This window comes from Streptomyces sp. GESEQ-4 (genome assembly GCF_017948455.1).
GTDB lineage: Bacteria > Actinomycetota > Actinomycetes > Streptomycetales > Streptomycetaceae > Streptomyces.
This window is the reverse complement of the sequence record NZ_JAFFSU010000059.1, coordinates 1-4,090: the sequence shown is the minus strand read 5'-3', so window position 1 is coordinate 4,090 and position 4,090 is coordinate 1. Positions and strand designations below refer to the sequence as shown.

3 protein-coding genes, 1 rRNA gene and 1 pseudogene are annotated in these 4,090 nt (G+C 70.6%); 2 read left to right on the top strand and 3 right to left on the bottom strand.

From position 1 onward, the window contains the following. Positions 1-334 (bottom strand): annotated as a pseudogene (locus tag KCH48_RS41725) (HAD family hydrolase); the annotation flags it as partial. A gap of 72 nt (positions 335-406) precedes the next feature. Here KCH48_RS41725 and KCH48_RS41720 point away from each other — a divergent pair. Continuing rightward, positions 407-1,699 carry a DUF1015 domain-containing protein gene (locus tag KCH48_RS41720; protein WP_210582858.1) on the top strand — a complete coding sequence of 431 codons (1,293 nt, stop codon included), beginning with the start codon at positions 407-409 and terminating at the stop codon, positions 1,697-1,699. A 49-nt stretch (positions 1,700-1,748) separates the two neighbouring features. Here the strand turns inward: KCH48_RS41720 and KCH48_RS41715 are convergent, their stop codons facing one another. Beyond that, the gene (locus KCH48_RS41715; protein ID WP_210582859.1) at positions 1,749-2,510 is read right to left on the bottom strand and encodes a tetratricopeptide repeat protein; all 762 of its coding nucleotides are present in this window, start codon (positions 2,508-2,510) and stop codon (positions 1,749-1,751) included. 423 nt (positions 2,511-2,933) lie between these two features. Here KCH48_RS41715 and KCH48_RS43570 point away from each other — a divergent pair, with 423 nt between their 5' ends. After that, complete coding sequence (locus KCH48_RS43570; protein ID WP_210582860.1) at positions 2,934-3,779, top strand: hypothetical protein; 846 nt, start codon at positions 2,934-2,936, stop codon at positions 3,777-3,779. A gap of 119 nt (positions 3,780-3,898) precedes the next feature. On the opposite strand, the gene rrf is transcribed toward KCH48_RS43570, so the two are convergent. Then, positions 3,899-4,015 (bottom strand): 5S ribosomal RNA (rrf, locus tag KCH48_RS41705). Positions 4,016-4,090 lie beyond the last annotated feature (75 nt).

Here is a 4,090-nt window from a genome sequence, read left to right as displayed (position 1 = left end):
CCCCGCCGATCACCAGCACACGGGAGCCCCGCGGCACCTGATCGGCGATCAGCCGGGCGACCGCCTGCGCCGAGGTGATGACGTCGGACGCCGCCGTCGGTATGCCCAGCGCGGTCAGATGCGCGGAGACGACGTCAGGGGTGCGCAGGGCGTTGTTCGTGACATACGCCAGGTGCATGCCTCCCGAGCGGGCGGCGGCAAGCGACTCGACGGCGTACGCGATCGCGTTCCCACCCGCGTACACCACTCCGTCCAGGTCGAGCAGCGCCGTGTCGTACGCCTCGCTCAGGGCCTGGCCACTGCCCTCCGGCCTCGTCCTGACGCTCTGGCTCATTCCGCATCGCTCCTCGTTCGACGGCTTTCCCCCGATCATCGCGCATGCCACCGACACACGTACGATGCCGGGATGAACTCAGCAGGTCACTCGGAAGCAACGGCGCACCGGGGCCTCGAACTCACCCCGTTCCGAGGGCTCCGCTACGACCCCGACCGGGTCGGCAGTCTGGCCGCCGTGACCTCACCGCCGTACGACGTCGTGGTCCGCCCCGACGGCGTGCTCCATCTCGAGTCGGCCGACCCGTACAACATCGTCCGCCTGATTCTCCCCCAGGCGCCCACCGCCGCCGCCCGCAACGAACAGGCGGCCAAGACCCTGCGGCGCTGGCTCTCCGAGGGTGTCCTGGCGGCCGACCCAAGGCCCGGCCTGTACGTCTACGAACAACGCGACGGCGACGGCATGCTGCAACGCGGCGTGATCGGCGCCCTCCGCGTGACGGATCCCGCGGAAGGCCTGGTCCTGCCGCACGAGGACGTCATGCCGCACATCGTGGCCGACCGCGCCGACCTCATGCGCGCCACATCCGCGAACCTCGAGCCCCTGCTCCTGACGTACCGCGGCAACGGCTCGACCACCGACACCACCGCAATCATCGAACGTACGGCGGAGCAGCCCCCACTCCTCTCCACCACCACCGAGGACGGCTTCAGCCACCGCCTGTGGTCGATCACCGACCCCGCCGAGCAGTCCCGCATCCAGGCCGACCTCGCCGGGCACCAGGCCCTGATCGCCGACGGCCACCACCGCTGGGCGACGTACCGTCGTCTACGCGCGGAGCATCCCTCCCCCAGCCCCTGGGACCACGGCCTGGTCCTCCTGGTCGACACGGCCCGCTACCCGCTCCGCGTCCGCGCCATCCACCGCCTGCTGCACGGCCTGCCGGTCGCGGAAGCACTCAAGCCCCTCGACGACCTGTTCCGCGTACGCCACCTGGAAGTCCCCCTCCCCGAGGCCCTGGACGCCCTCGCCGACGCGGCCGGCGCCGGAAACGCGTTCCTCCTGGCCGGCGACGGCACGTTCCACCTCGTGGACGAACCGGACCCGGACCTCCTGGCCCGCACCGTCCCGGCGGACCGCCCCGCGGCCTGGCGCACCCTGGACGCGACCGTCCTGCACGCCACACTCCTCGACCACATCTGGCACATCCCCGAGGACTCCCCCGCCCACATCGCCTACATCCACGACACGGCGGCCACGGTCAGCAAGGCGGAACACGACGGCGGTACGGCCGTCCTGATGCACCCGGTCCACGAGGAGGTCGTACGCGACCTGGCCCGCCAGGGCGTCACGATGCCCCGCAAGTCCACGTCGTTCGGCCCGAAACCGGCGTCGGGCCTGGTCCTACGCACGTTGGACCTCTGAACGACGAAGGGGCGGGACCCTGAACCCAGGATCCCGCCCTTGTCTCCGACTAGTCCTCCTCGCCGTCCTCAGAGGACGGCTGCGGCGGCGTCTCGTCGCCCTCGTTCTCGTTCTCGTCCTCGTCCTCGTCCTCGTCCAGCGCGTCGACGAATTCGACACCGTCCAGTTCGGCAAGCCGGTCGGAGGCGTCCGTGCTGCCGTCCTTGTCGGCCTCGGCCGCCTTCGCGAACCACTCCCGGGCCTCGGCCTCCCGGCCGGCGGCCAGCAGCGCGTCGGCATACGCGTACCGCAGCCGCGCGGTCCACGGCTGCACGGAACCGGCGGCCAACTCCGGGCTCTGCAGCGTCACGATCGCCGCGTCGAGCTGGTCCATGTCACGCCGGGCACCCGCCGCGACAAGCCGCATCTCGACCTGACCTGCCTTGTCGAGCTTGCTCACCTCGGGCGCCCCGGCCATGTCCAGCGCCTTCTCCGGCCGCCCAAGACCCCGCTCGCAGTCCGCCATGACGGGCCACAGATCCACGTTCCCGGTCATCCGCCGCGCGGCCCGGAACTCGGCGAGCGCCTCGCTGTACTTCTGGTTCGCGTACGCCGCGAACCCAGCAGCCTCGCGTACGGCGGCAACGCGCGACGCCAACCGCAGAGCCACCTTGGAGTAGCCGTACGCGCCCTCCGGATCCTCGTCGATGAGCCGAGCCACCATCACCAGGTTCTTGGCGACGTCCTCGGCCAGCCCCTTCGGCAGACTCTGCAGCTCCTGCCGTACGTCCTTGTCGATCTCCTCGCCGGTGACGTCCTCCGGAATCGGCAGCCGCCTGATGGGCTCCCGGTCCCGGTCACGCTCATCACGGAAACGCCCACCGCCACGCCGGTCATCGCCCCTGCGGTCGTCCCTCCGGTCATCCCGACCACGGAATCCCCCGGGCCGCCCGCCGCGGTCATCACGCCGGGGCCCACGGCTACGGTCGTCCCGCCCGTCGCGCCCCTCACGCCCACGGAACCCACCGCGGTCACCTCGGCTGTCTCCGCGACTGTCATCCCGCCGGCTGTCGTCCCGGCGGAAGCCAGTACGGGGCCCACGGTCGTCGCCACCTCGGCGATCGTCCCTGCGGTCGTCGCGCCGGCCGTAGCCACGATCGTCGTCACGGCGCGCGGGGCCGCGGTCGTCGTCCCGACGGGCGTAACCACGGTCGTCATCCCGGCGCCCCTGGCCGCGGTCGTCGTCACGGCGGCCATGACCACGGTCGTCGTCACGGCGGCCGTAGCCACGGTTGTCATCACGCCGGAACCCGGGACGGTCGCCTTCGCGACGGTCATCCCTGCGCTCGTCACGCCGGTCGTCCCGCCCACGGAAGCCTCCGGGCCGTCCACCGCTGTCGTCCCGGCGGAATCCACCACGCTCCGGACGGTCACCACGATCGTCCCGCCGGAACCCACCCCTGTCGCCGCGGTCATCGCGACGGAAGGGAGGGCGGTCTCCACCACGGTCACCGCGGTCATCGCGACGGAACGGGGGGCGGTCTCCACCCCGGTCACTGCGGTCATCGCGACGGAAGGGAGGACGGTCCCCACCCCGGTCACCACGGTCATCACGACGGAAGGGAGGACGGTCTCCACCCCGGTCACCACGGTCATCACGGCGGAAGGGAGGACGGTCCCCACCCCGGTCACCACGGTCATCACGGCGGAAGGGAGGACGGTCCCCACCCCGGTCACCACGGTCATCACGGCGGAACGGGGGACGGTCCCCACCCCGGTCACCACGGTCGGCGCGATCCCCACGGTCGTCGCGACGGAACGGAGGACGGTCTCCGTCCCGGCGGAAGCCCCCGGGCCGCCCACCGCGGTCGTCGCGACGCGGACCACCGGAACGGTCATCGCCCCGACGGTCATCACGGCGGTCATTGCCGCGACCGGTCCCGGCACGGTCGTTGCCACCTCGGTCACTACCACTACCTGCACGGTCGTTGCCGCGCCGCGGACCCCCGCGGTACCCGCCGCGATCACCACGGTCACCACTGTCCCGTCGCCGCTGGTCGCGCTCCGGTCGATCTTCGGGAGAGTTGGTGGACATGGGTGACTCCTGTCTTCGGTACCGCAGTCATTCTCGCGCAACTCGGGACACCCGGCGCGCTCCAGTAAAAACAAAAGGACCCCTGGCCCCAGCTGAACGCTGGGACCAGGGGTCCTCCAAAGATTGTTCGGCGGTGTCCTACTCTCCCACAGGGTCCCCCCTGCAGTACCATCGGCGCTGTAAGGCTTAGCTTCCGGGTTCGGAATGTAACCGGGCGTTTCCCTCACGCTATGACCACCGAAACCCTATTGGTTTCGAGCGAACAAGCACACTCTTCAGTTAGATGTTCAAGCTCAAAGCCGACAACTGTTCGTTGT

Bases quoted from the DNA above. Each gene is read 5' to 3' on its own strand.
- KCH48_RS41720 (WP_210582858.1), top strand. From the start codon at position 407: ATGAACTCAGCAGGTCACTCGGAAGCAACGGCGCACCGGGGCCTCGAA.
- KCH48_RS43570 (WP_210582860.1), top strand. From the start codon at position 2,934: ATGACCACGGTCGTCGTCACGGCGGCCGTAGCCACGGTTGTCATCACG.